The following is a 26,924-nucleotide window of genomic DNA, read 5'->3' as shown; positions in this document are numbered from 1 at the left end:
TGTCAAGCCAAGTGCATGGCATAGCTATCTGTCATACCGCTCACGTAATCCAGAACCAGCATGATGGTCCCGTACTCCTTGGAAACACTAACATCTACGTGATTAGACGTCAGGCCTAGGTAGGTAGCTGACTAGCATGAGGGGATCTATCGTTTTCTTGAATGAACGATGGATAGATTATTGGATGCTGGATAATTATCAATCTTACGATCTTTTGATGTAGAGCTTCATCCAATGCTTTCTGGAAATTGGCCGATGAATATAACGGCGTTTCATCCACTAGCAAAGAACGCCAGTGAATACTATCTTGAGCTGACGGGCCTCGAAATTTCAGCAAAGAAGCTAGCGATTTGTGTGCGTAATAACCCATCCCGGAACGCACCAAGAAAGTTTGCTTGATAGATTCATCATCTACTATGCAAGAGTCCTCTAGCTCGCAGCAACCGATGATTGCTAAGGTTGAGGAAGTCATGTGGTAAATCTTCTCACCCAAGTAATTCTGAAAGTAGATTTCCTTAATGCGGGTATTCCATGTTTGGGTATCCCCGTCTTCACGATGAAGCTTTTCCTTACTCAAGGTCAGATGTAAGCCCACACCATCACCAAGCTGAAACCCTACGTCACCGGCTAGAATACTCATCAAACTATTGGAAAGAGCCTCAAACCAGAAAACGCGGTAATTCTTATTTAAGAGCTTAAACAGTGAAATATCAAAAAGCATCCACACCTCATGATATTTCCAAGCAAATAATACAGGCATCCCAAGCAGCTCACCATACTTTATAAGTTTATCCCTATCCTTAGCACGTATAGTGAGATATCTTTCATTTTTAGTTTTGACTTCTATCAAGACCTTGTACTGATTATGTCCCGTATCGAAAACCGCAAGTAAATCAGGGACTTGATAATTTTCACGTGACGACTTTGGAGTTTGTTGCTGGTCAAGCTTGTGAATCAGCGAGCACTTTCCAAGCCAGCTACAAATAACAGCAAATTCATCTTCCGCTGGCAACCCAATATCAAGACGTTGTACACGCTGAACCACCGCATCAGCATCGGACCAACCAATTTGTTCGAGAGCCTCATGAAGAACTCTACTCCTGTCCATAAGACTTTGGACGCTCACAATGCAACTCCTTAACAAACCAACGTTCGAAGTGGCTAAATTATCGACTCTAATTGCTCCTGCCAGCCTTTTCAGCGGGCTCGACGTAATCACCAATATCGACGCCTGACCTAACAAAGTCAGCCAGCTTACTAGCATAGAGTTGGCTATGAGGGTTACTGATGATTACCTTGTTAGCAAGGAGAATCTGATCAACATCGTAAACGTCACGAACTGTCAAAACATTTGTGTTCCCTTTCACTTTTGGAAAATGGATATGAGCCATAACCCTAGGCGAGAGAGGAATAGCACCGTAGGCCAATAAATCAAGTTCTGGCGGAGGGTTCATATGCATGAGAGAAGGGGAATCAGATGTCAGATAACCCAAGTCCGTATGGTTTCTTGTGATTGTCAATGTGCAACCGGATTTCTCAAGCGAAGCTGAAAATTCTAGTGCATGGAAGAAAGCCATAACCTTCAACACAGAGTCTTTTTGCTCTTCGGTTAAAGTTTTCTTGAGGCCATTGCGATCAATATGAATTTTCGGGATAAGGCTCCGAAGCTCATTCATCTTCTCTTTTGTTCTAAATAACTGCGTCCCAAATAGCACAAAGATAAACGTGGCGGTTTTGCGAGTCGGTTTATACCAAGACTCATCAAAATCTGAATTAGCAAATTTTTGAATTTCGGCCGCTATTGCAGTCTCAATTCTTTCATAATTATCTTCAAGATGATGAAGAGTCATATGCTTGAAGGCAGATTTTACGTTTTCAAGTAAAGCCTCATCGCGATTAACGATGCCAATTTCTTTATTTATCACATCATCCATTAGCTTCAGCAGAGTCAAATTCTGTAAGTGCTTCTCAAGAACCTCACTACTTAGAGACTGCTCACCGAACATATATTTAAGCGTGTCAAGGACATCATCATCAATCTCAATGCCATAGAAGTATCTTTCTGTACCCACCTCCTTCGCCGTTTGTTTGTCAAAGACTTTAAAGCTATCGAACTCCGATCTTTTCACAAAAAAACGTTTATTGACTAGCCACTGTTCCAAATAAAATCTAGACACGTAATGTTGATTCTTTTTGTAGTTCAACTTTGTGAGGTCAATCATTTCACAGTTTTCAGCGTTGTTTTCCATAACCCCATTCCTTAGCATACCGGTTGCGTCACAACCATTATGTCGTTCTGCATAATCTCGATGAAGCGAATCGCCTCTCAGCTCTATCGCTCTATACCCATTCCATTGAATTGACGTGCCAAATGCATCGCATAGTTGTCGGTCATGCCACTAACATAATCGAGCACCTGCATAATTGCCCCATACTCTCTGGAAACCCCGTTAGATCCCTTCAAGGCGGTTAAATCTAAACTCAAAAGGTCAACCACCCGCCTTGTCTTAGAGTCGGCTACTCCGCCGCTTCTGACGTAATTCAAGGCGGCAGTACAGCTTACATTCAACAAGGTAGAAATGGTGCTGTAGGCTCCAATCTCTAGCTCAACCTTACGGGGATGCTGAAAGATTTCATCCCGAGCAAGAGCTTTAGCAGCAGCAACACATTCCCTGACGTTCCTGTCGCAACGGTCTAGGATACCTAATGCCTTCCCACTCATGATTTCGTCATGGTTAGCCATAAACGCAGCAGCACCAGCATCTACAAAAGCTGAAATGACCTTCCCGCGTACCAAAGAGAGCCGACGACCTACCTTCATGCCTTGCATGTCTTTCATGAGCTGTTTTTTCTGCTTATCATCAAGGACAAGACACAGGATCTCAAAAACCTTATCCCACTCCAAAATGCCCATTTCTACACCATCCTCAAGATCCAGAATGGCATAACAAAAGTCATCAGAGATTTCCATCAGGTTCGCAAGGGGATGACGGCAACGCCAGCCATCACCAAGTTCAAGTAGGCCGGTAGCATCTGCCACCTCGTTAAAGAGGTCTAGCTCAGAACAGTAGACCCCATATTTGTTCTTTACAGGCCGCAGGTCATTCATCGCGTCTGCGGCCAACCACGGATATTTGATGAATGCACCCAATGAAGCGTATGTCAGACGCATCCCCCCTTCATAGGGATGATACTCTGAGGTAGTTAAAACCCTAAACCCTTGGGCATTACCTTCAAACCTACGCAAGTCAGCAGCTTCATTGAATGGAAGCTGCTCAATTATCTTTGCCCCGACATCATTGGAGAACCAGTGTCGTATAGCCTCTTCACCTGTGTGTCCAAAGGGAGGGTTGCCAATGTCATGAGCAAGACAAGCAGTTTGGACAATATCACCAATATCAGAAGCCGAATGTTGTACAGGGATAAGCCTTTCATTCAGAAGCTCTTGACCTACTCTCACACCTAGTGTGCGTCCAACACAAGCAACTTCTAAGCTATGCGTGAGACGATTATGAACATGGTCATTAGTGGCGAGCGGATGTACCTGAGTCTTTCTTGCAAGGCGTCTGAAAGCACCAGAAAAAATCACCTTGTCATGGTCTGAGTGAAAAGGCGAACGGCCTAACTCAGATTTAGGAGGCCGACCTCCAAGACGAGTGTTATTCAGCAGTTTGTCCCAACTCATGCTTTCCATGCATGCCTCCCAAATAATCTAGTTAATATACAAGATAGCTGATCTACACAATAACTTCAAAACAGATCCGAAAATACATGACTTCAAGCCAGAAACTAATATCATTTCTTTACCCTTCCAACCTATTTACGACTATATTCATAAGGTACTTTACGGACACGCAAAGAAACACTTAAAGCCTGAGCCACATCGACAAACTTTAGATTCCGAAGTGGTTAGTAAAACTTCGATAAGACCTTCTTAACTCATCCATATCGTTAGGTGTAGGTGAAAAAGTCGCGAAAAGAGCTGAATAGATTTTTTTATCTTTCCTCAGGTCACCAGTCCAGATTCCTTTCGGAATCGAACGCGTAACAATACAATCAAATATCTGATCATTGAATTCGAGAACTAAATTCTGGCAGATATTAAATACGTTATTTACTGAATCGAGCGTTGGCGATATGGGCTTCTCTAAATAAATAGAAAACTTATCAAGCCCTAACTCGATGGCGTTTTTTGAACCTAAAAGTCCTGAGCGATGAGCTATGCAGTGCCTGAGATGACAAACTTTTTCAAACTCATCAAGAGCAGTATCCAGAGCAGGAACCTGCTGAGGATTAATTGGTAGTCCTAGAAAGTTTTTTACATTTTTTAATATTGTTTCTTTACTCACGAATGTGCTGTCTTCAAGTAACGCCTCTGGCAACAAATGAGAGAGATGGAAAAGAACAGCCCCGTAAGAGACCTTATTTCTGTAGCTGTGTGCTCTAGAGTCCTCATCAGATATGAGAACTCGTCTAATTATCGCTCGGAAATATGATTCAACGCCTGATACAATTCCAATAATCGCAAGGTTTGCTTTGATTCTCCATTCTTCAGAGTCATCTTCTTTGCCAAGAATTTTTGTTAAAATTTCACGTTGACTAATAAAGCGTTCAATCGGCGATGAGTCTATTAGCTCGACGTCTCTAAAATAAATCGTTGAGTCAAATTTGGATGAGGTCCTTGGACCAGACACGAGGCTCTTGTATGGCGTTTGCTTGGCTTTCATACTAGAAACTCATTAACCCATTGATTAATTCTTCTATATATATCTTCCGCCCTAGCAGCTTTGACCCTGTGTGCTTTTTGAAGCTCATTAGCGGGATCTTGACTCCGAATAACATCCTCGACGGTTTTGAAGCTAGTAAATGTGTCAATCGCTTTAATTTGAAATTTCGTCAACGGAAGTTCATTAAGTGGTTTTGCCATGCATTCTTTAAATGTCGAGTGATCGATTAAAGGCTTACCGCACTCATGGCAGAACTTCTGCTTTTCAGTCATGCGTTCCGCTTGACAGTTATGACAAGGTGGGAGATTGAGGTTTAGCATAGATAATTTGTCTTTAGCTATGATTGCCTCAAACGACGGCCTCGACGGATGCTTTGCGGATTTCCTTTTCAGTATCTCTAGCAGCTCAGACGATTTAAACCCTCTGCTTTTAGTGAGCACTCTGCCTTCAAGTAAAAGAACAATATGTGGGATGAAACGCCTTAATTTTCTTCCTGGACCATGTGAAATATCGTCAGTTTCGTAGAGCAAACCGGCTTCAATTAGAAACCTAATCATCCTCTCCGCTTTCGGTGGGATACCGGTTACGCCGACGGCGATAACCTTTTCGAAAGTGTTTTCATCCCTATCGATTCGCTCATGATTGAATTTCTTTAAGTTGGCAACCGTGTTATTTAAAAACTCACTCCCCAACCCGATCATGCCCTGATATTGTTTGAGCTTATCGCCAATAGACAAATACTCTGCCAACATGTATTTTTTTCTGTCAGAAATTACTTTATTAAACTTCGACTGCGTACTAGTTGTTTTTAATTGTTGATACTCCCTCACCATCATAATATAGGCTCTTGGAATGCCAAATGCCGCATACTTAAATAGCGTAAGGATTTCTTGAGGAATAGTTATATCGGATTCAAATCTGTTTTCAGTTAACGAACTCATGAACTCAATATATTTGGGATTCTCAACATTGAGCCAAACGTGTATAGGCTCAGCGTCATGACCTAGGTGAAAGCGTGGGCCGTACTGAGTCGTTCCCGGATAAACAGAAGCCTTCGGCGAAATATGGGCTGTTTTTAAACTTCTGAAAATTTCAAAAAACTCAACCATGTATTCCGGCGTCAGCGTAAGTGCCGCATCATCTAGCAATAAAACTGCACGCTTTCTTCCGGCTACTTGAATGGCATCTTCTATATAGCCTTGAGTTTTTTCTACTGAGATGATTTGTACAATAGCGTCATGAGTTGAGTTATATTGCTGTTTTTCAACCGCCTCGATAAAATCCTGAAGGTTTTTAGGTTCTAGCTCGGTCTGCTCTGGAGTTATGTTATAGGTTTTTAGACAATCCAGAAGTATTTTGCTAAGCACCCAAGCGTGAAATACACCAATCGCGTTGGATGTTTCATTAAGATAAGTTTCTAAGCGAAGATAATGATTGAAAGAGACATATATGGGCAAAGGCTTAGCTTTGTCTTCTTTGCAACTAATGTAGGCAAGTCTCATGTGGTGAGTTTTACCTGTGCCCCGTGGGCCAATAAGCAGCTTCGCACCTACTTGGAATAATTTTTTTTGTATTTCATCAAAATACTGCCCCTTGGCTGTCTTGTCCTTAATATAGCTATCAGGGAGATAGTCTGCTCTTTCTTCGAACTCATGAGACTCAAGCTCTTTAAAGTCCAACTCTTCTTGCGTACTTTTCATTACCTGTTTCCTTTACAGGGCCGCTATTTTTTGGTATTTTGTAGCGTCAATTTATGAGGTTTTTTTGGTGTCATTGGAGCAATATTACACTGAAGAGGGGATTGGGGAAAGATTGGCCTCAATGTTACCTCCTATGACGCCACGGCAATGTATAGAGCTTAGTGCAGGCGAAGGGGCTCTTTTGCTTCCTATAATCCGGAAGTGGCCAAAAATAAAAATAACCACATGCGAACTTGATCCGCTAAACGTGTCAAAATTGAAATCAAGCTTTAAAGGAAAGCATTATAATATTGATGTCCTTTCCGAGTCCTTCGAAAGTATATTTCTGGGCAAGTTTTCTAGTTTCGATTTTGCTGTTAGCAATCCTCCTTTTTCATGGAGGAAAGTTTCTGATTATGATATTTCCATCCTAGAAGCGTTTGGGCTGCGTGATGTGTTCAGCGGTTTACGCATCAGAAGCGAAGTACTCTTCGTTTTGCAGTATTTGAGATTGATGGCTGACTCAGCCTGTGTGGCTTTCATTCTTCCAGAGTTGATTGTTTGTTCGGCTGCTTTTACAAAATTTCGTTCTAGATTATTAAAGTTTTGTAGTGTGGTTGCTGTAGCCGAAATTGGCAGCGGTGCATTCAAAGGAACCGAGGCTAAAACTTACATAGTTATACTGAAAAAGGGTGAGTCAGATAAAAGCTTCACTTTTATAGATACTTCTGGAGCATCGGTAGCAAAACAGCAGTCCGACTTTAACCTTGGTTTGAAACAGTTAAATTCTGGATGCCAACCCTATTCGGACTCAGATGGCTTCTCGATAAAAAGAGGACAACTTTCGGGCAAGGAATGTAGATCACTAGGTTTGCCTTTCTATCATACAAGCGGCTTTTCTAACAGTGCGATTGGCGTTGCCCCTATTCCTTTAAAGTCGACTATGATTATAGGCAAGAAACTTTTGATAGCTACCAAGGGTGATATTTTAATTAGCCGCGTAGGTAGTAGGGTTGTTGGGCGAGCCGTTACTGTCGAAGAGGGTGAGTACTTAGTATCTGATTGTGTTTTTAGAGTGCGTCTACCGCCGTCTATAAGCTCCAACATTTTTTTGAAATATTGGATTGAGAGCTGTTTGCCTAGGGTTGTGTCGCAGGCCAGAGGAACTTGTGCTAAGTATATTACTGTTCAAGACTTAACCGTATATCTGAGAGAGTTTTTGCGAATTTCCGAAGAAAATTTTGCATCAGCTATCCGATAATTTTTTATTATTTTTTCCCCAATACTGTTAACTCTCTTCATTGGAGTTTCAGTCGCCTAACATTTGATAACTACGGTTGCGAGCGTTTGCTCCCTAATCGGGAGCATGCTATCAACACATAGATAATAATATTCAATCACACTGTAACGCCAAGAGACTCCATTGCACACCAATTGGTATTCTCAATTCTTTGCAATATAGCCATACGGTCAGGCTCTGAAGCGTATATTTTTTTTGCCGAATTCAGTTCGTAAAGAATTATGTCTGTGAGTCTATCCGCGTAGTCATGGTCATTTAACTTCGCCATCTCGTCGTGACTTGAAAACAACTCTACTAACGCTATATAGCTTTCTTCTAGCAGCCTCTCCGTTACGACGAAATGAATTTGACTATCCTCATATAATTGATGAAGAAACGGAAGAGCTTCAATCGTATACCTAATTTCAATACCACCTTTTGCTCTATGGTAGTTGGTAATTGTGTCATACAGGGCATCACGTATAAGTGAGCTTTGTCCTTTGTGATGGATTTGTGGTAGTGCTTCATTTCCAGTGTAGAAAAGTATTGAATTAAGTACGTTTTCTATACGAATAAGTGTTTTCTCAATCGTGTAAATATTTAAACCTGCGTTCACACCAACGAAATAGATATCGCCTTCCCGATGTTGTCCAGAATAGCTTATACCGAGACACCCTTGTATATGCACAATTTTTTGAATCAAGGTTAAGTGCTTTTCCTTGTCGCTATAATTCTCCAACAGTAATCCGATTGATCGGTAAATTGCTACGCAGTCGGTCAGATCGTAAGCTTTTGCATCTTTGGGATCGAGGAGATCAACCCGGTACTCACAATGGCTTGGGCTATTTTTGGGGAACACTGCATTATAGACACGCTCAGGATTAGGGAATCCAATCTCCCCTCGAAAATATGTTGCTTGCTCGTTTAGCCGTTCTATAAATAGTTTTCGGTGATTCAAATATTGCTCAAAAGCCAACGCTTTCAGTTGTTTTTCTACGACCTCATCGTGTTTTTTTTCTTTAAGCAGGTTTTGCAAGTCGGTTTTTTCCTGTTTTTCGTCGTTCTTCACTTGTTGAAGATAAAGGAAAAGTAAAGTCCCGATAGTCGCGAACGAACTGAGTAACGTGAATGCCCCCGCCATCACGGATCCGAAGCTTCCCCAGTCTGTTGCTTGTCTTGATACTGGTCCAAGGTAATACCCATAAGCCCAGAGGACACCAATGGCAACCAGAACGCCGGTCCCTACCGCAATACCGATTCCCGCCAAAATCCAATTTGCTTTCATGACGACTCCTTTGGTGTTCCTCATTGTCGTTTAACGCAATGGGAACGCCAAGGGCGTGACTGATGGGGACGCATGCCCGCAAAGCCTCTCCACCACCAAGAAGCTCGCTACCTGACGGCAATTTTCTACGATTCCTTAAAAACGTTCCCTACCGCTAACGTTGGCATCACGATCTCTGGGCTTTTCAGAACAAGGCTTAAAACTACGCTTTATTCATATAAATCAACTAGATAGCAACTTTACAGTTTGGTTGCTGAATTGCCCGTAGTGGGCTGCCCCTGCTGGAGCAGATCGCCCAGAAACTCGGCCTGCCTCAACTCGAGGAGCAGCGCTGGGCTCGACATCCTCTGGTCTACCTGATGGAAGCCGCCGACGACATCTGCTACGCCTTGATCGACCTTGAAGATGGCCTGGAGATGGAGCTTCTGGAGTACGCCGAGGTGGAGTCCCTGTTGCTCGGCCTGGTTGGTGATGATCTGCCGGAAACCTACCGCCTACTCGGCCCCGATGACTCGCGTCGCCGCAAACTGGCGATTCTTCGCGGTAAAGCCATCGAGCACCTGACCAACGCTGCGGCACGGGCATTCGTCGAGCAACAGGACGCGCTATTGGCCGGCACCCTTCACGGCGATCTGGTGGAACACATGCACGGGCCCGCCAAGCGTTGCGTACTGAATGCCAAAGACATGGCGCGTAAAAAAATCTTCCAGGACAAGCGCAAAACCCTGCATGAAATCGGCGCTTACACCACGCTGGAAATTCTGTTGAATGGCTTTTGTGGGGCGGCACTGGAACAGCACGGCGGTCGTACGGCTTCATTCAAGAATCGTCGCATACTCGATCTGCTGGGTAATAATGCACCCGACCCGCACGGTCCTTTGCATAACTCGTTTTTACGCATGATCGACTTCATCGCCGGAATGACCGACAGCTATGCCAGCGAAATGGCACTGGAAATGACCGGACGCTCCAGTCACCACTAAAAATCCATTGATCGGTCGCCCCGAAATATTCCGTGACGGCTAATCTCCCCACACTTTGTAGTACCGGGAGAATCTCCCTACATCGTATACAGAGCAAACTGATCGTTTGCTCTGTATACACACGAAATAATCACTCTATCCTGAACAATAGAATTGGCGGCCTTACAGCCGATAGAGCTCCAGCAACGGCAAACAAGACAGTACTGATTAAACCGACAACGCTGTTTCCGACACCCACCGCAGTTCGACCCTCCACATGGAAAGCTATATGTTCAACTACGATCTGCGCATCATGCTGGTGGAGGACCATCCTTTTCAGCTGAAAGCAACCCAATACCTGCTTGAAAGTTACGGTTTTACTCAAGTCACCGCTGTAGATAATGCCGAAAATGCATTACAAACGTTGAGACATGTGCAGCCCCCCTTCGAAATACTGCTGTGCGATCAATGCCTGCCAGACCTCTGCGGCCTCGACTTGATCGGTATTGCCAGCCACCAGGGCCTGATACGACAGGCAATCATCCTGAGCAGCCTTGACTCAACCGAACTGGACACCTTGAAAAAAAATGCACATGAACAACGACTGCCATTACTTGGTTATTTGGCAAAGCCACTGAAACAATCTGAATTTATAAACTTGTTGACCCTTTCGGACCTTTATAAATAAACACAATTAACCCCCTCGGATACCTCACGACAAATAAAAAAACCTCAGCGCCATTACGCATCAGAAAACAGCGATGCGGCATATATTGTAAAAACACATATCGACCCTGAATAAATGCGCCTACATGCCCGGTTAATATACTTATTCCTCCTCACAAACCTAGTTCACTCGTAGTCCTCTGCCTCTTTTAATGTAGGACATGTCCTATATTGCACCTATAGCCTCGTCAGTTCATGCGTCAACGCACTTATCTGAGCTAAGGTGCTCGCTTTATTTGCGCACGTATGGGACATGATTATGAACTCGGTTTTTATTGTTGACGATCACCCCGTCATTCGCCTTGCGGTTCGTATGTTGCTGGAACATGAAGGTTACAAAGTAGTCGGTGAAGCCGACAACGGCGTCGATGCGATGCAGATGGTTCGCGAATGCATGCCCGACCTGATCATTCTTGACATCAGCATTCCCAAACTCGACGGACTGGAAGTTCTCTCCCGCTTCAATGCAATGAGCACCCCGCTGAAAACACTGGTGTTGACGGCCCAGAGCCCAACGCTGTTCGCCATCCGCTGCATGCAGTCCGGGGCCTCCGGTTATGTCTGCAAGCAGGAAGATCTCAGCGAGCTGCTCAGTGCCATCAAAGCCGTGCTGTCCGGTTACAACTACTTCCCCAGCCAGGCCTTGAACCCGGTTCGCGGGGATGAAGCGCTCTGCGCTGAACTGGACTTGTTCAAGTCCGTCAACGATCGCGAACTGATGGTCCTGCAACTGTTCGCCCAGGGTCGTACCAACAAGGAAATCGCCAAGGGCATGTTCCTCAGCAACAAGACCGTCAGCACCTACAAAAAAAGACTCATGCAAAAACTCAAGGCCAAATCCCTGGTAGAACTTATCGAGATGGCAAAACGTAACGCGCTAGTGTGAGAGACAGGATGCCCAGGTGTTTAAAGGACTATTTATTGTATTTGAGTGCAGGTTTATGTCTGAGCACCTCTGTGTCAGGAGCAGGCAGCGGAGTCGGAAATTACGCGCTGCTCAGCCGCTCAACGGCAGGTTACATGGACGTCCAACTGGATAAATCACAACGGTTGTGGCTGCAAAACAAGCGCGAACTGATCCTGGGGACCTCCGCACCCGACTACCCTCCTTTCGATTTAACGATCAGCGGCCACGACTACGAGGGTTTCACGGCTGATTACGCAGGCGTTCTTGCACAATCCCTGGGCCTGCCGATCAAGGTCCGTCGTTACCTCTCCCGAGAGGCCGCCATCGAAGCACTCGAAAACGGCGATGTCGACCTGCTCGGAACGGCCAATAGCTTTGAAGAACGACGTTCCAGCATCGTACTGTCTACCCCCTACGCCATAGATCAACCGGTTCTGGTCACCCGGAACGCCGAAAACCGATCATTGACCGAAGGTCTCGCCGACATGCGATTGAGCATGGTCTATCACTATCTGCCGCTGGAGGAGGTAAAGGCGCAATATCCCAAGGCCATCATCACCTCTTACCCGTCCTACCAGAACGCGATCAATGCCGTCGCCTTCGACCAGGCAGACGTATTCCTTGGCGATACCATTTCCACTCATTTCATGATCAACAAGGGCTATCTGAAAAATGTACGGATGGCCAACTTCGGCAAACATGAGGCCTATGGCTTCAGCTTCGCAGTCAGCAAGGACAATCCAGACCTGCTGGCAATCATCAACGCGGTACTCAAGGAAGTGCCTGCGAGCGAGCGGGAAAACATTGCCAAACGCTGGAGCGCGGGCAGCGACATCCTTCTGACCGACCACAAACTGCAACTGACCAACCGCGAGGAACGCTGGCTTGCGCAGCACCCCGTTGTTCGCGTAGTCGTCAACGATGCCTTCGCCCCGCTGACATTCTTTGACGCCGACGAGAGCTTTCGGGGAATCACCGCCGACTTGCTCGAACTGATCAGGCTTCGAACCGGTTTACGCTTCGAGATTCACCGCAGCCAAAGTGACAGCGAGATGATCAGCCAGGTCAAAGGGAACCAGGCCGACCTGATCGCCGCGATGATTCCCAGCGCCGAGCGCGAGGCGCAACTGAGTTTCACCCGTCCCTACCTGGAAAATTCATTTGTACTACTGACCCGAAAGAGCACCTCCAGCCCAATCAGTCTTGAGCAATTGAATGGAAAGAGCCTTGCCATCACTCAAGGCAATCCGCTCCTCGACTATCTGCACCGTGCCTACCCGACGATCCAGCTGGTTGAAACACCTGACAGTTTCAGCGCGGTGGAGTTACTCGCCAAAGGTCAGGTCGAGGGTGCAGTCAACTCATTGGTGATTGCCAACTACTTCATTTCATCGCAAGTGTTCGAGGACGCATTGCAAATCAGCGCGACTGTCGGGACGCAGCAAGCCGCGTTTTCACTGGCCACCGCGCGCGACGCTACGGAACTGCACTCCATCCTCGACAAAGCCCTGCTCAGCATCGCGCCGGACGAACTGGGAATAATCAACAGCCGCTGGCGCGGCTACACGGGCACCGCCAATAGCGCCTGGCGCAACTACCATCGCCTGTTTTATCAACTGGTCATTGGCAGCGGTCTTTTGTTGCTGATTTCGCTGACCTGGAATGCCCACATGCGCAGGCAGATCAAGCAACGCCAGAAAGCGGAGCGCGCACTCAACGACCAGTTCGAATTCATGCGCACGCTGGTCAATGGTACGCCCCACCCCATCTACGTACGGGACCGCGAAGGACTGCTGCAAAGTTGTAACGACAGCTATCTGGAAGCCTTTTGTGCCAAACGCGAGGACGTGATTGGCAAAAGCCTCATGCAGGGTGCCATGAGCAACGAGTTCGAGGCCCGGGAATACCTGGCCGACTACCAGCGAGTGGTGGCTGAAGGTGTCCCGTTGATTCTCGACCGCCCCCTGCACATTGGCCAAAAAAGGCTGACGATCTATCACTGGATTCTTCCCTATCGAGACTCGACGGGTGAGGTCCAGGGGATCATCGGAGGCTGGATCGACATCAGCGAACGACGGCAGCTTTTTGATGAGCTCAGGTCAGCCAAGGAACAGGCGGACAAGGCCAATCGTGCCAAGAGCACCTTCCTGGCCACCATGAGTCATGAAATTCGCACACCGATGAATGCAGTGATCGGCATGCTCGAACTGACATTGAAACGGGCCGATCAGGGCCAGCTGGATCGACCGGCCATCGAAGTGGCCCATAGCTCGGCCAATGACATGCTGGCGTTGATTGGCGACATACTCGATATCGCCCGAATCGAGTCTGGCCATTTAAGCCTGGCCCCTGAGCGGGTGAACCTTGGCGAGACGATTGAATCGGTCGTGCGGGTCTTCGATGGACTGGCCCGGCAAAAAAATCTCGGCCTGGTGCTGGAGTTCCCCACCAGCGCTGAACAGCCAGATGTATTGATCGACCCCCTGCGCTTCAAACAGATACTGTCCAACCTGATCAGCAATGCCATCAAGTTTACCGAGCACGGCCAGGTGAGGATCAAGGTCAATCTGCAACCGGCGTCGGAGCCCGACCGGCTCCAGATGGAGTTGTGGGTCAATGACAGCGGAATTGGCATCAGCGAAGACGATCAGCGACGCTTGTTCGAGCCTTTCACCCAGGCCGATAACACCGGGCATTTGGCCAGAAGCGGCGCTGGATTGGGATTGGTGATCAGCCGCAACCTGTGCGAAATGATGGGCGGTTGCGTGCAACTGACCAGTTCGCCCGGGGTCGGCACTCAGGTAAGGATTTCATTGCCGATGACCGCGCTGCCGGACGCCGTGGTGCTGGACACCCCGCAACCGGTCATCGCGAACGCCTCGGCCACCCTGAACGTGCTGGTGGTCGACGACCACCCCGCGAATCGATTGCTCATGTGCCAGCAACTCGGCTTTCTGGGGCATCGATCCGTCACGGCCAACAACGGTGAGACAGGTTTCCAGGCATGGAAAGAGGGGCATTTCGATCTGGTGATTGCAGACTGCAATATGCCACTGATGAATGGCTACGAACTCACTCGTGCCATCCGCCAGACCGAGCACGATGAGCAGCGCCCGCCCTGCACGGTGCTTGGCTTCACCGCCAATGCTCAGCCGGAGGAAAAACACCGATGCCGCCAGGCTGGCATGAACGATTGCCTGTTCAAACCCATCAGCCTGACGACGCTGGGCCAACGACTGGAAGCACTCAAGCCGATTATCGAAGATCAAGCCTTTCACCTGGATGGCTTGCGGTTACTCACCGGCGGCGATCCACAACTGGTTCAGCGCTTGCTCGCCGAACTGTTCAACAGCAATCGCCTCGACCGCCAGGAACTCCTCGCACTGCCGCCTGCAAGCGGGCCGCAAGCCTTCATCGATATGGCGCACAAAATCAAAGGGGCGGCCCGTATTGTTCAGGCCTCAAGGCTTATCGACGGTTGCGAAGCGCTTGAGCGCGTATGTCATGAGAACTTCTGTCTGGACCTGCTCGAGGCCCGCTGCAAAGGCATAGAGCACGCCATGCTTGAGTTGGAGCAGGCGCTACAACGACAGATCCATCATCACGCCAACGTGTAAAAGCGCCCCTGAAGCAACCCGTAACAGCCGCCTTCGGTAGCGGCTGCGGGTTTGATCAGCACTCGGTCAAACGCAGGAAAATCGCCGCCAACTGCTCAATGCCGACCTGATCATCAACGGTGAAACGCGCCAGCAAAGGACTGTCCAGATCCAGCACGCCAATCAATCGACCGTCCTTGACCAGCGGCACCACCAGTTCACTGTTCGAGGCACTGTCGCAGGCAATATGCCCGGCGAACGCATGCACATCTTCAACCCGTTGAGTGCGAAGGGTTGCAGCCGCTGCGCCGCAAACGCCACGACCGAACGGAATGCGCACACAGGCGATCTGCCCCTGGAACGGTCCGAGCACCAGTTCCTCGTTGCGATTGAGGTAAAACCCGGCCCAATTCAGATCATCGAGCTGATTGAACAAGAACGCCGAAAACTGCGCGGCGTTGGCGATAAAGTCGCGCTCATCCGCCAGCAGCGACTCCAACTGCGCGCAGAGCAGGCCGTAGCCCTCAAGTCCAGCGCCGCTCTTTTGCAAATCGATCATGCCTTGTGCTCCAACAACTTCAGGCCGACCCAATACCGGGCAAATTGATACGCGCAACGGCCGTTGCGATTACCGCGTCCGGTAGCCCAGCGAACCGCAAGAATCTCGAGTTCTTCATCACGCTTCCACTCAAGGCCGGCTTTGCCCGCCAACGCTCCCACCCAATGCTCGACCACATTGAGGAAGTGCTCCTGGGTAAAAGGATAAAACGACAGCCACAGGCCAAATCGGTCCGACAGCGCGATCTTGTCTTCGACCGCCTCGTTGGGATGAAGCTCGCCGTCGACCCTTTTCCAGTTTTCGTTATCGCTTTCTTTTTCCGGAACCAGGTGGCGACGGTTGGAGGTGGCATACAGCAGTACGTTATCCGGTGCCTGTTCCAGCGAGCCATCGAGCACGCTTTTGAGCACCCGGTAATCGCCCTCGCCGGCCTCGAACGACAGATCATCGCAAAACAGCACAAAGCGCTGTGGCAGCTTGGCGATTTGCTCGACGACGCGTGGCAGGTCCGCCAGGTGATCGCGCTCGATCTCGATCAGACGCAAACCGCCCTTGGCGTGCTCGGCCAGCAAGGCCCGCACCAGCGACGATTTACCGGTACCGCGCGAACCCCAGAGCAGCGCGTGGTTGGCAGGCATGCCGTCGAGAAACTGCCGGGTGTTTCGCCCCAACTGTTCCAACTGCTTGTCGACCCCGATCAAGTCGGACAGACGCATGTCCAGGCTGACCTCAAGCGGCAACAGAAATCCGCTGCGACCCTCGCGCTGCCAGCGTGCCGCCAGGCACTGCGTCCAGTCGATGGCCGTGCGTTGCGCGGGCAGTAGCGGCTCAATACGAGCCAGAACCGCATCGGCGCGTTCAAGAAATGCATTCAATCGGGAATCCACGACTTCTCCTCAGGCACGTTCACAGTAATGATGGGCGACAGAAAACCAAGCGCAGCACGTAATGCCGGGATTATCGCGATAATGGCTTACCCGCCAGTCATGCCGAAATACACTGATGATCGGCTATGCTTCGCCCAGAAGGGAAACGAAAGTGGTTCAGCACACCATGGATATCAAGTTCACCAACCGCCTGTCTTACAAGCAAGCCAGGCTTACGGTGCTGGTCGGTTTCATTCTGGGAACCTTGCTCAGTCTGGTGCAAATAGGCATCGATTATGCCAGCGAAGACGCCTCCATCAACCGGGAAATACACTCGCTGCTGGAAATCAGCCATAACCCGGCTTCGCGGATCGCCTACAACATCGATGCCGAACTGGCCCAGGAACTGACCCTCGGCCTGCTGCGCTCGCCTGCGGTCATCAGTGCGCAACTGAGCGATAACAACAATACGATCCTCGCCAGCGTAAAACGCCCGGACCCGCAAAACGGCGGCTATCGGGTGATCAGCGACTTTCTGTTCGGCGCCAATCGACAGTTCAAGGACCGCCTGTTCCTCGACCATCTGCCCGACGAGTCCCTCGGTACCTTGCAACTGGACATTGACACCTACACGTTTGGCAGCCGCTTTCTGCGTCGGGCCGAAGTCACTCTGATCAACGGTTTTGTCCGCAGCCTGATACTGACCGGGATTTTGCTGGCGCTGTTCTACGTGATGCTCACCAAACCGCTGGTGCGGGTGATCCGCGAACTGAGTGCACGTGACCCGAGCAGTTCGGAACAACCACCGCTGGAGTGTCCGGTAGCGCACGAAAACGATGAGATCGGCGTTCTGGTCACCGTGGCCAACCAGCAATTCGAAAGCATGACCACTGAAATCCAGCAACGCCGCAATGCCGAAAACCGCCTGACCGACTACCTGGGGCAACTGGAAAATATTGTCTCAGCGCGTACCGGTGAACTGAAAGCGATCAATAGCCGATTGACGGTATCGAACGAAGAACTGGAAATCGCGCGCCAGACCGCCCTGGACATGGCCCAGGCGCGCTCTGTGTTTCTGGCCAACATGAGCCATGAAATCCGTACGCCACTCAATGGTTTGCTGGGGATGATCGCCCTCTCGCTGGACAGCCCGCTGAATGCCGAACAACGCCAGCAACTGTCGATTGCCCACGACTCCGGCAAAGTACTGGTGGAGCTGCTCAACGATATTCTCGACCTGTCGAAGTTCGACGCTGGCCAGCTTGAGCTGGAGCGCATTCCGTTCGACCTCGGCTCACTGATCGAAGACACCGCCAACCTGCTGTCACAGAACGCCGCGCCCAGCGTCGAACTGACGTGCCTGATTGATCCGCAGTTCCCGTCGCAGGTACTCGGCGACCCGATGCGGGTTCGGCAGATTGTCAGCAACCTGCTCTCCAACGCCCTTAAATTTACCCGTTTTGGACGGGTGGACGTGCGCCTGAGCACCCACGAAGACGGTGTCAGAATCGAAGTCTGCGACACCGGTATCGGCATCGCGCAGGATGATCAGGTCAAAATCTTCCAGCCGTTTACCCAAGCAGGTGCCGGCATCTCTCGTCAATTCGGCGGTACCGGGCTGGGGCTGGCCCTGACCTTCAACCTGTGCGAAGCCATGCAGGGTCGACTCGGTATCAGCTCGGAGCCTGGTTTCGGCAGCCAGTTCTGCGCTGATCTGCCGTTGCCCACCCACACGCCGGCAATCGTTCCCGCGTCCCTGCAAGGCAAGGTATTGGCGATTACCGCCGCCAGCAGCGGTCTGGCCGAACTGTTAGGCAATCTGTTACCCGGTTGGGGGCTGGAGTACCAGCAGCGCACCATCGACGACTCAATGATCGGCTTATCGCCCGATGTGCTGATCACCGACTGCCCGGAATGTCTGTTCGGATTACGTCCGGGCATGACCGCACCGATTTTGCTGGTGACCGCCTATGGCAGTTTCATGCCCAGCGAAGAAGCGGCTGCCCTCGCCCCTCTGCAACAACAAGCCCGCCCACTGGCCCGCAACGCACTCTACCAGACACTACGACGCACTTTGCAGGCCGACGAAGTCGCTCTCGTGTCCGATACTCAAGAGCCAAGCCTCATGCCCCAGCGGCGGGCGAGAATCCTGCTGGTGGAAGACAACCCGGTCAATCAGCTCGTAGCCAAAGGCATGCTCAGCAAGTTGGGTTGCAAGGTGGTTGTCGCCTCCCACGGCGCCGAAGCGCTCGACCAGCTGGAACTCAAGCAGTTTGATATGGTGCTGATGGACTGCAACATGCCGGTGATGGACGGCTACGAGGCCAGCCGGCAGATCCGTCAGAGTGGGCGCTGGCCGGATCTACCGATCGTTGCCCTGACCGCCAACGCCATGCCCGAGGAGCGCGAACGCTGCCGCGCGGCAGGCATGAGCGATTATCTGGCGAAACCGTTCCGTCGCGAGGAACTGGCCGCCCTGCTTGAACAGTGGGTGCCGGCTACGGTAGCGCCCTGATTTGCCCCAGCAGTTGATCAAGGCCGTCACGCAATTTGCCCAAGCGCTCAAGGTCGACACCGCTGTCGCACAACAGGCGTGCCTTGAGCGGCCCGACCTGTTCGCGCAAGGCACCCCCTGCCGGCGACAGGCTCAAGTGCACTTCTCGCTCATCGCGCGCCGAGCGTTGACGCTGGACCAGGTGTAACTGCTCAAGACGCTTGAGCAGCGGCGTGAGCGTCCCGGAATCCAGCGACAATCGCTCGCCAAGGGCTTTGACGGTTGGTTGCTCGGGCGCACTGTGCTGCCACTCCCAAAGCACCAGCATCACCAGATATTGCGGATACGTCAGGCCCAGTTGATCGAGCATCGGCTTATAACCGCGGATCACCGCTCGGGACGCGGCGTACAGCTTGAAGCAGAGCTGACTGTCGAGCAGCAGCGAATCGGCTGACACATCGTTCATTTGAGCAGGGCTTCAATCTCGCGGGTCAGGTCCTGCGGCTTGGTCGCCGGTGCAAAACGCTTGACCAACTTGCCATCCTGGCCAATCAGGAACTTGGTGAAATTCCACTTGATGCCCTGGGAGCCCAGTACACCCGGCGCACGTTTTTTCAACTGAACAAACAGCGGGTGGGCGTCGCTACCATTGACGTCGATTTTCTTGAACAGTGGAAAACTCACACCGAAGTTCAATTCACAGAACTCGGAAATCGCCCCTTCATTGCCCGGCTCCTGTTTTCCGAACTGGTTGCACGGAAAACCAAGCACCACCAGGCCTCGATCCTTGTAGGTCCGCCACAGTTCTTCCAGTCCTTTGTACTGCGGGGTAAAGCCACACTTACTGGCGGTGTTGACCACCAATACCGCTTTGCCGGCGTAATCGGCCAGGGTCTTTTGCTCACCGTTGATGGTGGTGCAGGGAATACTCAGCAGGGTGTCAGTCATCGCGCATGCTCCGGTGGAAGATGGGGAAGGACTAAAAATAGCGAGCAATTAGATTGTATGCAATTTAATAAATCAATAACCTGCCGACAAGCAGCTGCCGCAGGTCAGGACTCACATTATTCGCGCGGCACCAGGTCCAGGCACACCGAATTGATGCAATAACGCAAGCCAGTCGGTGGCGGGCCATCCGGGAATACATGCCCCAGGTGCGCGTCGCACTTGGCGCAGACCACTTCGGTACGAATCATGCCGTGGCTGATATCGCGAATCTCGACCATGGCGCTCTCGCCGATCGGCTCATAGAAGCTCGGCCAGCCACAGCCTGAATCAAACTTGGCTTTTGAGTCGAACAGCGGTTCGTTGCAGCAGATACAGTGGTAGACACCATCGGTTTTGGTGCCGTTGTACTTGCCCGAGAACGGCCGTTCGGTGCCCTTCAGACGACAAACGTTGTACTGCTCCGGGTCGAGCATCGCGCGCCATTCTTCCAGGGTTTTTTCCAACTTTTCCATTGTCATACCTCTGCATCTGAAAAAGCCTGATCTGTATCTTTTCCACGGATCAGGCGGCACGTATGATTGCGCCTCGTTAATCGCCAGTCTGGCAGCCGCGTTACCCGCATTCAAACGGATTTTGGTGCGGTGACCCCAGGCACCAGGCGCGTGTGAAAACGCAGGATTCCCAGTACGGTAGTTCATACAGCGTCTGGATCGTTCATTTTCGGGAACACATCGCCATGCAGGTCAGCAAATCGAACAAGCTCGCCAACGTCTGCTACGACATTCGCGGCCCAGTGCTCAAGCACGCCAAACGCCTGGAAGAGGAAGGCCATCGCATCCTCAAGCTGAACATTGGCAACCCGGCGCCTTTTGGTTTCGAAGCGCCCGATGAAATCCTCCAGGACGTGATCCGTAATCTGCCGACCGCCCAGGGCTACAGCGACTCCAAAGGCCTGTTCAGTGCGCGCAAGGCTGTCATGCAGTATTACCAGCAGAAACAGGTAGAAGGTGTCGGCATCGAAGATATCTACCTGGGCAACGGCGTTTCCGAGTTGATCGTGATGTCGATGCAGGCCCTGCTCAATAACGGCGACGAAGTGCTGGTCCCAGCCCCCGACTACCCGCTGTGGACTGCAGCAGTCAGCCTGGCTGGCGGCAATCCGGTGCATTACCTGTGCGATGAACAAGCCAACTGGTGGCCGGACCTGGCCGACATCAAGGCCAAGATCACCCCGAACACCAAGGCATTGGTCATCATCAACCCGAACAACCCGACCGGTGCGGTGTACTCCAAGGAAGTTCTGCTGGGCATGCTGGAACTGGCTCGCCAGCACAATCTGGTGGTGTTCTCCGACGAGATCTACGACAAGATTCTGTACGACGATGCCGTGCACATCTGCACCGCGTCCCTGGCGCCGGACCTGCTGTGCCTGACCTTCAACGGTCTGTCCAAGTCCTATCGGGTTGCCGGTTTCCGCTCCGGCTGGATCGCCATTTCCGGTCCCAAGCATCACGCCCAAAGCTACATCGAAGGTATCGACATGCTGGCCAACATGCGCCTGTGCGCCAACGTGCCAAGCCAGCATGCAATCCAGACCGCATTGGGTGGTTATCAGAGCATCAATGATCTGGTGCTGCCGCAAGGTCGCCTGCTGGAACAGCGCAACCGCACCTGGGAACTGCTCAACGACATCCCGGGCGTCAGTTGCGTCAAACCGATGGGCGCGCTCTACGCGTTCCCGCGGATCGACCCAAAAGTCTGCCCGATCCACAACGATGAAAAATTCGTTCTCGACTTGCTGCTTTCGGAAAAACTGCTGGTGGTCCAGGGCACAGCCTTCAACTGGCCATGGCCGGACCACTTCCGCGTCGTGACCCTGCCACGGGTGGACGACCTGGACATGGCTATCGGTCGGATCGGCAACTTCCTCAAGTCCTATCGCCAGTAAGCGCGATAACGCCGAGGGCCTCAAAAAGGCCCTCAGCGATTAATTCAGCAACATATCTCCATTCTTCGACTGCGACAGCGCCTTGAGTGCAGGCGGATTTACGCGGCTGCCGGTTACGCCCAACAGAGGCGGGACTTGTGAAAGCAAAATCCAGCCAAATATCTATTCAGGTGACGTCAGAAATGCCCTGCAAGCATCTAGAATCCAGCTGTAGGACACAGTTTGAAATAGTCACCCGGTTGAATAGCCTGGTGCGGCACCTTATATACCCCGCAGTACGCTACATATTTAGCACGAGGAGATTTCTACAACCATGATGCGCATCCTGCTGTTTTTGGCCACTAACCTGGCGGTCGTGCTGATTGCCAGCATCACCCTGAGCCTTTTCGGCTTCAACGGGTTCATGGCGGCCAACGGGGTTGATCTCAACCTCAATCAGCTGCTGATTTTCTGTGCGGTCTTTGGTTTCGCCGGCTCGTTGTTCTCGCTGTTCATCTCCAAGTGGATGGCGAAGATGAGCACCAGCACCCAAATCATCAGCCAGCCGCGCACTCGCCATGAACAATGGCTGCTGCAAACCGTCGAGCAGCTGTCTCGTGAAGCCGGAATCAAAATGCCTGAAGTCGGGATTTTCCCGGCCTACGAGGCCAACGCCTTCGCCACCGGCTGGAACAAGAACGACGCGCTGGTCGCGGTCAGCCAGGGCTTGCTCGAGCGTTTCTCGCCCGATGAAGTGAAAGCCGTTCTGGCCCATGAAATTGGTCACGTGGCCAATGGCGACATGGTAACGCTGGCGCTGATTCAGGGCGTGGTGAACACCTTCGTGATGTTCTTCGCACGGATCATCGGTAATTTCGTCGACAAGGTGATCTTCAAAAACGAAGAAGGCCAAGGCATCGCCTACTATGTCGCGACCATCTTCGCCGAACTGGTACTGGGTATCCTGGCCAGCGCAATCGTCATGTGGTTCTCGCGCAAACGCGAATTCCGTGCAGACGCAGCCGGCGCCCAATTGGCCGGCACCAGCGCCATGATCGGCGCCCTGCAGCGCCTGCGCTCGGAACAAGGCCTGCCGGTGCACATGCCGGACACCTTGAATGCCTTCGGCATCAACGGTGGCATCAAGCAAGGGTTCGCTCGCATGTTCATGAGCCACCCGCCACTGGAAGAGCGGATCGACGCCTTGCGTCGTCGGGGCTGAGAGGTTCTGCGGTGATACGAAAGGGGCGATTTGATCGCCCCTTTTTTTATGCCGATCTTTTGCTGTTTAGCGAGCCATCAATTTATATACCCGCTCTTCAAGGCGCGTAACGCCCGCCTGGAGGAACTTCCAGCTCTCTCCCAGAATGTCCCGCACCTCACAGAAATCAAGCTGCCAGCGACCACCCAGCAATGTCTGCGCGTTTTCATCCGTCACGGCAAAGGGCGGCCCGTCCATCTGCGCCTGATCGTAGTCCATCGTAATCAACAAGCCTTCACAAGCTGACGGTAAAATCCGGCTCAGGTGCGCGGCGTATTGCTCGCGCATGAGCGGTGGCAAGGCAATCAGCGCCGCCCGATCATAGACAGCCGCACAATCGGCCACATCGTCTGCGGTCAGGCCGAAAAAATCCCCGCACCACAATGCCAGGGGACCCGCCTGGTAGACCTTGAACGCACCTTGCTCGGTGATCTGCGGTGTCAGTTGCTGCTCACGAAAAAACTCCTCAACGGCTTTTTCCGATAACTCGACACCCAGCACCCGATGTCCTTGCCCTGCCAGCCACACGAGATCGAGACTTTTCCCACAGAGCGGCACCAACACCTGCGAGCCCTTTGCCAGATTCAATTGCGGCCAGTATTGCTGCAAATAAGGATTAACCTCTGACTGATGGAAACCGATCTGATTGAGCTCCCAACGCTTTTGCCAAAACTCCGGCTGCATAAATCCCCCTGATATTTCGATCTATATGCCCTAAAACTTATATTAGATTTAGATCAATGATCTGACTGAAGATGCTCCCATCTTAACGCTCAGGACCTTATTCATGTTCCCCAGCCTGTTTATCTCTCACGGTTCACCCATGCTTGCACTGGAGCCCGGCGCCAGTGGTCCGGCACTGGCCCGTCTGGCCAGCGAACTGCCAAAACCCAAAGCAATCGTGATCGTTTCCGCACACTGGGAAAGCCAGGACCTGCGCGTCGGCAGCGCTGTGCAACCGGAAACCTGGCACGACTTCGGCGGATTTCCTGCTGCGCTGTTCGCGGTGCAATACCCCGCACCCGGCCAGCCGGAACTCGCGGCGCAGGTCGCCGAATTACTCAAGGCTGATGGCTTGCCGGCACAGCTCGATAACCAGCGTCCGTTCGATCATGGTGTTTGGGTGCCACTGTCTCTGATGTATCCGCGAGCCGACATTCCGGTGGTACAGGTGTCGCTGCCGAGTCGTCTTGGCCCAGCCCTGCAAACTCGCGTCGGTCGCGCATTGTCCAGTCTGCGCGAGCAAGGCGTGCTGTTGATTGGTTCCGGCAGCATCACCCACAACCTGCGCGAACTGGACTGGCATGCCGGCCCGGAAAGCATCGAGCCCTGGGCCAAGGCCTTTCGCGACTGGATGATTGAAAAGCTCGCCGCAAACGATGAAGCCGCCCTGCACGACTATCGTCGGCAAGCCCCGAATGCCGTGCGCAGCCATCCCAGCGACGAACACTTGCTGCCGCTGTACTTCGCCCGCGGCGCCGGTGGCGATTTCAGCATCGCCCACCAGGGGTTCACCATGGGTGCGCTGGGGATGGACATCTATCGTTTCGGCTGAATCCTGCCGCTCGTTCCCGCGCAGCGTGGGAACGATCAACAAAGGCCAGACACAAAACTGCAGGCAAAAAAAATCCCCGAACCAGTCGGGGATTTTTTATCTGCGATCAATCAGCCCGAAAGCGGATCAATCTTCGCGATAGCGACGCAGTTTCAGCTGCTTACCGGCAACGCGAGTGTCCTTCAGTTTGGTCAGCAGACGCTCCAGACCATCTTCCGGCAACTCGACCAGGCTGAAGCTGTCACGCACCTGGATACGACCGATTGCTTCACGAGCCAGACCACCTTCGTTGAGGATGGCGCCCAGCAGGTTCTTGGCAGCGATACCATCACGCGCACCCAGCGCGGTACGGCAACGAGCACGGCCTTCGGCCAATGGGATCGGAGCACGACGCTCGCGGTCACCACGGTCCGGACGATCACCGGTACGCTCTGGACGATCGCCACGCGGTGCATTGTTCGGCACCAGTGGACGTTCTTTCTCGATGGCAGCCAGGGTCAGCGCCTGAGCGTTGGTAGCCTTGCGCAGCAGCGCAGCAGCCAGTGCACGCGGGGTGCAACCGATATCGGCAGTCAGGCGATCCAGCAGATCACCGTGAGTCGATTCGGCATCGGCCACCAGCGGCGACAGGCTGTTGGTCAGTTTCTTGATGCGTGCATCGAGAACGGCTTGAGCGTCTGGCAGGCGAACTTCAGCTACCTTTTGACCGGTTACACGCTCGATCACTTGCAGCATGCGGCGCTCACGCGGAGTCACCAGCAGCAATGCACGACCTTCGCGACCGGCACGGCCAGTACGGCCGATACGGTGAACGTAGGACTCTGGATCGTACGGCATATCAACGTTGAAAACGTGAGTGATACGTGGAACGTCCAGACCACGAGCAGCAACGTCGGTCGCCACAACGATGTCCAGACGGCCATCCTTGAGGGACTCGATCACGCGCTCACGCTGGTTCTGAGCAATGTCACCGTTCAGCGCAGCGGCTTTGTAGCCTTTGGCTTCCAGGGCACTGGCCAGGTCCAGGGTCGCTTGCTTGGTACGCACGAACATGATCAGCGCGTCGAAGTCTTCCACTTCCAGCAGGCTCAATACAGCCGAGGTCTTCTGGTCAGCGTGAACCAACAGGTGAGCCTGTTCGATCGCGGTAACGGTCTGAGTCTTGGTCTGGATCTTCACGTGCTGCGGATCACGCAGATGACGCTCGGCGATGGCACGGATCGACTGCGGCAGGGTAGCCGAGAACAATACGGTCTGACGGGTTGCCGGCAAGGCCTTGAAGATAACTTCCAGGTCGTCCATGAAGCCCAGCTTGAGCATTTCGTCAGCTTCGTCGAGAACCAGGTGGTTCACGGTCGCCAATACTTTTTCGTCACGACGCAGGTGGTCGCACAGACGGCCCGGAGTGGCGACAACGATCTGTGCGCCATTACGGATTGCTTTCAGTTGCGGGCCCATAGGCGCGCCGCCGTAAACGGCCACAACGGTAACGCCCGGCATTTGCTTGGCGTAGGTTTCGAAAGCGGTTGCTACTTGCAGCGCCAACTCACGGGTTGGCGCCAGGATCAGGGCTTGCGGTTCGCGCTTAGCAGGATCGATGCGGTGCAGGATCGGCAGGGCGAACGCAGCGGTTTTACCCGTACCGGTTTGCGCCTGACCAATCATGTCGTGACCGGCCATGATGATCGGGATCGATTGCTGCTGAATAGCCGAAGGCTCTTCGTAGCCAGTCGCGATGACGGCTGCAAGAATATTCGGATTAAGGTTAAAAGCGGCGAAGCCGCCGGTTTCCTGGGTCATGGGTCTGCCTCTAAGTGCATCCGCAAAGACCCATGCTCCAAAGCTGCGCATGCCGTGTAAGACTCAAGAGTCGCCCTGGCTGCTTTGTCGGCGGGGATTTGCGAAAACGAATGAATGAAAAAGATTCGTCAAGGAAGAGTCCGCTGTGCGGACGTGCAGCCGAAGCTGACTTCGGGGAATTGCGCTACCTAAACGCGGCCTGGCTAAAGACCGGCGCGCACTATACCGGAATTCGCCAAAAAAGGGAGCTTTATTTGTCGGAAAAACCCGGCATACACCGTTGTGTCACAGGCTTTGCGGATAATCGTGCAACGGTCTATTTTTCAAAGGCCCGGCCCTGTTGGTCGTGACAC

General features: G+C 51.9%; 22 protein-coding genes and 1 pseudogene. 9 read left to right on the top strand and 14 right to left on the bottom strand.

Annotated features, from left to right (window positions below; translation table 11 throughout):
* Nucleotides 1-2: 2 nt before the first annotated feature.
* From AC3WK5_RS20390 to AC3WK5_RS20365, 6 genes are all read right to left on the bottom strand, one after another.
* The gene (locus AC3WK5_RS20390) at nt 3-62 is read right to left on the bottom strand and encodes a hypothetical protein (protein WP_119537607.1); all 60 of its coding nucleotides are present in this window, start codon (nt 60-62) and stop codon (nt 3-5) included.
* 53 nt (nt 63-115) lie between these two features.
* Nucleotides 116-1,126: a hypothetical protein gene (locus tag AC3WK5_RS20385; RefSeq protein ID WP_256585149.1), complete on the bottom strand. Its 1,011-nt coding sequence runs from the start codon at nt 1,124-1,126 to the stop codon at nt 116-118.
* A 49-nt stretch (nt 1,127-1,175) separates the two neighbouring features.
* Complete coding sequence (locus AC3WK5_RS20380; protein ID WP_158248912.1) at nt 1,176-2,249, bottom strand: DUF4238 domain-containing protein; 1,074 nt, start codon at nt 2,247-2,249, stop codon at nt 1,176-1,178.
* 83 nt (nt 2,250-2,332) lie between these two features.
* A complete protein-coding gene (locus tag AC3WK5_RS20375) occupies nt 2,333-3,694 on the bottom strand; it encodes a deoxyguanosinetriphosphate triphosphohydrolase (RefSeq protein WP_256585148.1) in 1,362 nt (453 codons plus the stop codon).
* A gap of 199 nt (nt 3,695-3,893) precedes the next feature.
* Nucleotides 3,894-4,727, bottom strand: coding sequence for a hypothetical protein (locus tag AC3WK5_RS20370; RefSeq protein WP_103315675.1), 834 nt, complete (start codon nt 4,725-4,727; stop codon nt 3,894-3,896).
* Entirely contained in the window at nt 4,724-6,427 is a 1,704-nt protein-coding gene (locus AC3WK5_RS20365; protein WP_103315674.1) for a zinc ribbon domain-containing protein, read from the bottom strand. The genes AC3WK5_RS20370 and AC3WK5_RS20365 overlap by 4 nt, the downstream gene beginning before the upstream one ends.
* 67 nt (nt 6,428-6,494) lie before the next feature.
* On the opposite strand from AC3WK5_RS20365, the gene AC3WK5_RS20360 reads away from it, so the two are divergent.
* On the top strand, nt 6,495-7,667 hold the full coding sequence (locus tag AC3WK5_RS20360) for an N-6 DNA methylase (RefSeq protein WP_146039805.1): 1,173 nt from the start codon (nt 6,495-6,497) through the stop codon (nt 7,665-7,667).
* A 136-nt stretch (nt 7,668-7,803) separates the two neighbouring features.
* Here the strand turns inward: AC3WK5_RS20360 and AC3WK5_RS20355 are convergent, their stop codons facing one another.
* Entirely contained in the window at nt 7,804-8,970 is a 1,167-nt protein-coding gene (locus AC3WK5_RS20355) for a hypothetical protein (RefSeq protein WP_103315672.1), read from the bottom strand.
* A 263-nt stretch (nt 8,971-9,233) separates the two neighbouring features.
* Here AC3WK5_RS20355 and AC3WK5_RS20350 point away from each other — a divergent pair.
* The 4 genes and pseudogenes from AC3WK5_RS20350 to AC3WK5_RS20335 form a co-directional block, all read left to right on the top strand.
* Nucleotides 9,234-9,953, top strand: a pseudogene (locus AC3WK5_RS20350) (deoxyguanosinetriphosphate triphosphohydrolase family protein); the annotation flags it as partial.
* 268 nt (nt 9,954-10,221) lie between these two features.
* Entirely contained in the window at nt 10,222-10,620 is a 399-nt protein-coding gene (locus AC3WK5_RS20345) for a response regulator (RefSeq protein ID WP_054596369.1), read from the top strand.
* Between the two features lie 297 nt (nt 10,621-10,917).
* Entirely contained in the window at nt 10,918-11,544 is a 627-nt protein-coding gene (locus AC3WK5_RS20340; RefSeq protein WP_019692902.1) for a response regulator transcription factor, read from the top strand.
* 8 nt (nt 11,545-11,552) lie between these two features.
* Nucleotides 11,553-15,182: a transporter substrate-binding domain-containing protein gene (locus tag AC3WK5_RS20335; RefSeq protein ID WP_103315671.1), complete on the top strand. Its 3,630-nt coding sequence runs from the start codon at nt 11,553-11,555 to the stop codon at nt 15,180-15,182.
* Between the two features lie 55 nt (nt 15,183-15,237).
* On the opposite strand, the gene AC3WK5_RS20330 is transcribed toward AC3WK5_RS20335, so the two are convergent.
* On the bottom strand, nt 15,238-15,720 hold the full coding sequence (locus AC3WK5_RS20330; RefSeq protein WP_103315670.1) for a GAF domain-containing protein: 483 nt from the start codon (nt 15,718-15,720) through the stop codon (nt 15,238-15,240).
* On the bottom strand, nt 15,717-16,607 hold the full coding sequence (locus AC3WK5_RS20325) for an ATP-binding protein (protein ID WP_054596366.1): 891 nt from the start codon (nt 16,605-16,607) through the stop codon (nt 15,717-15,719). Before AC3WK5_RS20325 ends, AC3WK5_RS20330 begins: the two co-directional genes overlap by 4 nt.
* Nucleotides 16,608-16,773: 166 nt before the next feature.
* Here AC3WK5_RS20325 and AC3WK5_RS20320 point away from each other — a divergent pair, with 166 nt between their 5' ends.
* Nucleotides 16,774-19,101, top strand: a complete 2,328-nt coding sequence (locus tag AC3WK5_RS20320) for a hybrid sensor histidine kinase/response regulator (RefSeq protein WP_103315686.1) — start codon at nt 16,774-16,776, stop codon at nt 19,099-19,101.
* On the opposite strand, the gene AC3WK5_RS20315 is transcribed toward AC3WK5_RS20320, so the two are convergent.
* The 3 genes from AC3WK5_RS20315 to msrB all read right to left on the bottom strand — a co-directional run bounded on the left by AC3WK5_RS20315 (nt 19,085) and on the right by msrB (nt 20,540).
* On the bottom strand, nt 19,085-19,546 hold the full coding sequence (locus tag AC3WK5_RS20315; protein ID WP_103315669.1) for a MarR family winged helix-turn-helix transcriptional regulator: 462 nt from the start codon (nt 19,544-19,546) through the stop codon (nt 19,085-19,087). The two genes, AC3WK5_RS20320 and AC3WK5_RS20315, sit on opposite strands and share 17 nt — an antisense overlap.
* Nucleotides 19,543-20,028 (bottom strand): glutathione peroxidase, encoded by a 486-nt coding sequence (locus AC3WK5_RS20310; RefSeq protein ID WP_103315668.1) that lies wholly within the window; start codon nt 20,026-20,028, stop codon nt 19,543-19,545. The genes AC3WK5_RS20315 and AC3WK5_RS20310 overlap by 4 nt, the downstream gene beginning before the upstream one ends.
* A 116-nt stretch (nt 20,029-20,144) precedes the next feature.
* Nucleotides 20,145-20,540: a peptide-methionine (R)-S-oxide reductase MsrB gene (gene msrB, locus AC3WK5_RS20305; RefSeq protein WP_054596363.1), complete on the bottom strand. Its 396-nt coding sequence runs from the start codon at nt 20,538-20,540 to the stop codon at nt 20,145-20,147.
* A gap of 224 nt (nt 20,541-20,764) precedes the next feature.
* On the opposite strand from msrB, the gene AC3WK5_RS20300 reads away from it, so the two are divergent.
* Together AC3WK5_RS20300 and htpX are read left to right on the top strand one after the other, a co-directional pair.
* Nucleotides 20,765-21,976: a pyridoxal phosphate-dependent aminotransferase gene (locus tag AC3WK5_RS20300; RefSeq protein ID WP_054596362.1), complete on the top strand. Its 1,212-nt coding sequence runs from the start codon at nt 20,765-20,767 to the stop codon at nt 21,974-21,976.
* Nucleotides 21,977-22,289: 313 nt separating this feature from the next.
* Entirely contained in the window at nt 22,290-23,177 is an 888-nt protein-coding gene (gene htpX / locus AC3WK5_RS20295; protein WP_054596361.1) for a protease HtpX, read from the top strand.
* Nucleotides 23,178-23,243: 66 nt separating this feature from the next.
* Here the strand turns inward: htpX and AC3WK5_RS20290 are convergent, their stop codons facing one another.
* Nucleotides 23,244-23,900 (bottom strand): thiopurine S-methyltransferase, encoded by a 657-nt coding sequence (locus AC3WK5_RS20290; RefSeq protein WP_054596360.1) that lies wholly within the window; start codon nt 23,898-23,900, stop codon nt 23,244-23,246.
* A gap of 103 nt (nt 23,901-24,003) precedes the next feature.
* On the opposite strand from AC3WK5_RS20290, the gene AC3WK5_RS20285 reads away from it, so the two are divergent.
* The gene (locus AC3WK5_RS20285) at nt 24,004-24,771 is read left to right on the top strand and encodes a DODA-type extradiol aromatic ring-opening family dioxygenase (RefSeq protein ID WP_103315667.1); all 768 of its coding nucleotides are present in this window, start codon (nt 24,004-24,006) and stop codon (nt 24,769-24,771) included.
* A gap of 126 nt (nt 24,772-24,897) precedes the next feature.
* Here AC3WK5_RS20285 and AC3WK5_RS20280 read toward each other — a convergent pair whose 3' ends face one another.
* Nucleotides 24,898-26,571, bottom strand: a complete 1,674-nt coding sequence (locus AC3WK5_RS20280) for a DEAD/DEAH box helicase (protein WP_054596358.1) — start codon at nt 26,569-26,571, stop codon at nt 24,898-24,900.
* Nucleotides 26,572-26,924: the final 353 nt, after the last annotated feature.

Source organism: Pseudomonas sp. FW306-02-D09B (assembly GCF_058782685.1).
This window is presented reverse-complemented; position numbering and strand designations above follow the sequence as displayed.

What these genes read in the sequence shown, in the direction of transcription:
- AC3WK5_RS20365 (WP_103315674.1), bottom strand. Translation starts at nt 6,427, where the DNA reads ATGAAAAGTACGCAAGAAGAGTTGGACTTTAAAGAGCTTGAGTCTCAT.
- AC3WK5_RS20320 (WP_103315686.1), top strand. Translation starts at nt 16,774, where the DNA reads ATGGATATCAAGTTCACCAACCGCCTGTCTTACAAGCAAGCCAGGCTT.
- AC3WK5_RS20370 (WP_103315675.1), bottom strand. Translation starts at nt 4,727, where the DNA reads ATGAAAGCCAAGCAAACGCCATACAAGAGCCTCGTGTCTGGTCCAAGG.
- AC3WK5_RS20345 (WP_054596369.1), top strand. Translation starts at nt 10,222, where the DNA reads ATGTTCAACTACGATCTGCGCATCATGCTGGTGGAGGACCATCCTTTT.
- AC3WK5_RS20290 (WP_054596360.1), bottom strand. Translation starts at nt 23,900, where the DNA reads ATGCAGCCGGAGTTTTGGCAAAAGCGTTGGGAGCTCAATCAGATCGGT.
- AC3WK5_RS20280 (WP_054596358.1), bottom strand. Translation starts at nt 26,571, where the DNA reads ATGACCCAGGAAACCGGCGGCTTCGCCGCTTTTAACCTTAATCCGAAT.
- AC3WK5_RS20340 (WP_019692902.1), top strand. Translation starts at nt 10,918, where the DNA reads ATGAACTCGGTTTTTATTGTTGACGATCACCCCGTCATTCGCCTTGCG.
- AC3WK5_RS20310 (WP_103315668.1), bottom strand. Translation starts at nt 20,028, where the DNA reads ATGACTGACACCCTGCTGAGTATTCCCTGCACCACCATCAACGGTGAG.
- AC3WK5_RS20375 (WP_256585148.1), bottom strand. Translation starts at nt 3,694, where the DNA reads ATGGAAAGCATGAGTTGGGACAAACTGCTGAATAACACTCGTCTTGGA.
- AC3WK5_RS20330 (WP_103315670.1), bottom strand. Translation starts at nt 15,720, where the DNA reads ATGATCGATTTGCAAAAGAGCGGCGCTGGACTTGAGGGCTACGGCCTG.
- AC3WK5_RS20380 (WP_158248912.1), bottom strand. Translation starts at nt 2,249, where the DNA reads ATGGAAAACAACGCTGAAAACTGTGAAATGATTGACCTCACAAAGTTG.
- AC3WK5_RS20335 (WP_103315671.1), top strand. Translation starts at nt 11,553, where the DNA reads ATGCCCAGGTGTTTAAAGGACTATTTATTGTATTTGAGTGCAGGTTTA.
- AC3WK5_RS20315 (WP_103315669.1), bottom strand. Translation starts at nt 19,546, where the DNA reads ATGAACGATGTGTCAGCCGATTCGCTGCTGCTCGACAGTCAGCTCTGC.
- AC3WK5_RS20285 (WP_103315667.1), top strand. Translation starts at nt 24,004, where the DNA reads ATGTTCCCCAGCCTGTTTATCTCTCACGGTTCACCCATGCTTGCACTG.
- msrB (WP_054596363.1), bottom strand. Translation starts at nt 20,540, where the DNA reads ATGGAAAAGTTGGAAAAAACCCTGGAAGAATGGCGCGCGATGCTCGAC.
- AC3WK5_RS20300 (WP_054596362.1), top strand. Translation starts at nt 20,765, where the DNA reads ATGCAGGTCAGCAAATCGAACAAGCTCGCCAACGTCTGCTACGACATT.
- AC3WK5_RS20355 (WP_103315672.1), bottom strand. Translation starts at nt 8,970, where the DNA reads ATGAAAGCAAATTGGATTTTGGCGGGAATCGGTATTGCGGTAGGGACC.
- htpX (WP_054596361.1), top strand. Translation starts at nt 22,290, where the DNA reads ATGATGCGCATCCTGCTGTTTTTGGCCACTAACCTGGCGGTCGTGCTG.